This is a genomic window from Leuconostoc falkenbergense (assembly GCF_014634805.1).
Classification (GTDB): Bacteria; Bacillota; Bacilli; order Lactobacillales; family Lactobacillaceae; genus Leuconostoc; species Leuconostoc falkenbergense.
Genome location: NZ_BMBS01000087.1, coordinates 1 through 1,736, shown reverse-complemented (window position 1 = coordinate 1,736; position 1,736 = coordinate 1). Strand labels below are relative to the sequence as shown.

At 34.0% G+C, this 1,736-nt stretch carries 2 protein-coding genes and 1 pseudogene; all 3 read right to left on the bottom strand.

Annotated elements, in window-relative coordinates; translation table 11 throughout:
- Positions 1 to 219: 219 nt before the first annotated feature.
- On the bottom strand, positions 220 to 873 hold the full coding sequence (locus IEU71_RS10045) for a DUF4767 domain-containing protein (protein ID WP_036066671.1): 654 nt from the start codon (positions 871 to 873) through the stop codon (positions 220 to 222).
- A gap of 170 nt (positions 874 to 1,043) precedes the next feature.
- Positions 1,044 to 1,190 (bottom strand): cysteine-rich KTR domain-containing protein, encoded by a 147-nt coding sequence (locus IEU71_RS10340; protein ID WP_143471407.1) that lies wholly within the window; start codon positions 1,188 to 1,190, stop codon positions 1,044 to 1,046.
- A 13-nt stretch (positions 1,191 to 1,203) separates the two neighbouring features.
- A pseudogene (locus IEU71_RS10035) lies at positions 1,204 to 1,659 on the bottom strand (DNA alkylation repair protein); the annotation flags it as partial.
- Positions 1,660 to 1,736: the final 77 nt, after the last annotated feature.

Below are 1,736 nucleotides of genomic sequence, written 5' to 3'. Positions count from 1 at the left end.
TATTTAGACATAGAAAAACCCAATAACTTTCTGGACATTTTTTTATTTTGTCCAAGTTATTGGGTTCACTTCAAATGTCGCTGACTTTTTTATTATTAACTTCTAACTAACAGGTGAATATGTTTTATTAAATTATATCTTGTAAAGATATTTGATTGCTATCTTTAATCACCAACTCTACCAATACTGACAGACCAAGACGCGTTTGTGTTGTTAACCTCAATTGCCGTTGTATATTTGACTGAAGCCATCTTTCAATGCTGTATTTTGCGTTTCTGTAAAATATAGATCCTCACCGTTTGTTGTTTGTGAAACATACACTTTTGGTTGCTTTTCTTGCGCTATAAACAAGTAAAGGATTCTGTTGTAGCCATTTGATGATGTTTGGCCGACCGCAACAGCGAGCACTTGATTTTTAGCGCTGCTATTAGCATTTGGTGACCACTCAACTGTTGTGTTTTGATTGTCAAACTTGATGTGACCACTGAGTCTACCGTTTTCTAATGCAGTTGGAAATGAAATGCCATAATAATCAGGCTTTTGGCCATCATAGGTGCCTGAATAGGTTTGGTTCATTTCTGTTTGCCATTGGCTCATGAAAGCACTTAATTGCTTATTTTTAGTAGTATTCCAAGCGCTTTTTAATTTCACATCACTGCTGCTCGAAGATTGACTTGAGCTGCTGGTACTGGATGATTTAACAGATGATGAACTAATCGAAGAATGGCTAGTTTTTTTGCTAACAGTTGTTTGATTTTTGGTTGTTCTATTGCGTGAACTAGCGCCATATATAATTGTGGCTAGAATGACTGCAATAATGACTAATATGATGATCGGCCAACGGGTCGATCTGGGTGCGTGTTTTCCTCTCATACAATTCTCCCTTGAAATGACTGTTCTTCATCTAATATTATACCAAATGTCAATATTTTGCGTTTGGTTCCCGAACTAAGTAATCAAAAGGCGCTCTGAACGAAACATTGAGTCACCATCATACCTGTAAAGGGGGTGGTTACGAAAAATAAAGAATGTTTCTCTACGTTTTAGCGCCTGTTTATTTTTATTTTAAACTTGCTTATATGAACTACAATTTTGTGTTTGCATTTTAGTACAAACGCGAAAAAATTTTTAGCTTTTGTATTACTGGTAATTTTAATTAGAATTTTACTTTTACAGTATGAATAAAAAATTAGTTATTTAATATTATGACAATAGATTAACCTTTCTTTTAGTTCTAGAACCATGGTTAATTATCCATGTGCATGCTTTCGTAACATTTTCATCTTTCCAAGAATCAATTATCTCTTCAAATAGTTCGGGGGATTCCTTGTATAAATCGTTTAAATTACTTGCAACACTTTTTTGAATGGTTTTATCTGTGTCATCTTTGAGATTAGTCAATATTTGTTTATAAGTATCAAACCACTCCAAAGCTATATACATTTTTTTTGCCCAAGGTAAACGTATTCGTAAACATTCACTAGCACATCTACGTATTCGTTTATTATCATCAAGGCTCCATTCTAACAATAAATCCATTGATCTTTGTGGAAAGGATTCTATAATCGGACGCATACAGTATTCACCAGTGAATCTTTTGGTTAGTTCTTTGCTAAATGTTGTACTAACTTCAAAGTTGTTGTAGCCATAAAGCTCTACATTGCTCGTATACTGAAAATCCGGACCGCTTTATTTCTAGGGCATAATCCGAGATAATCAAGTATAGGAGTTTTTTT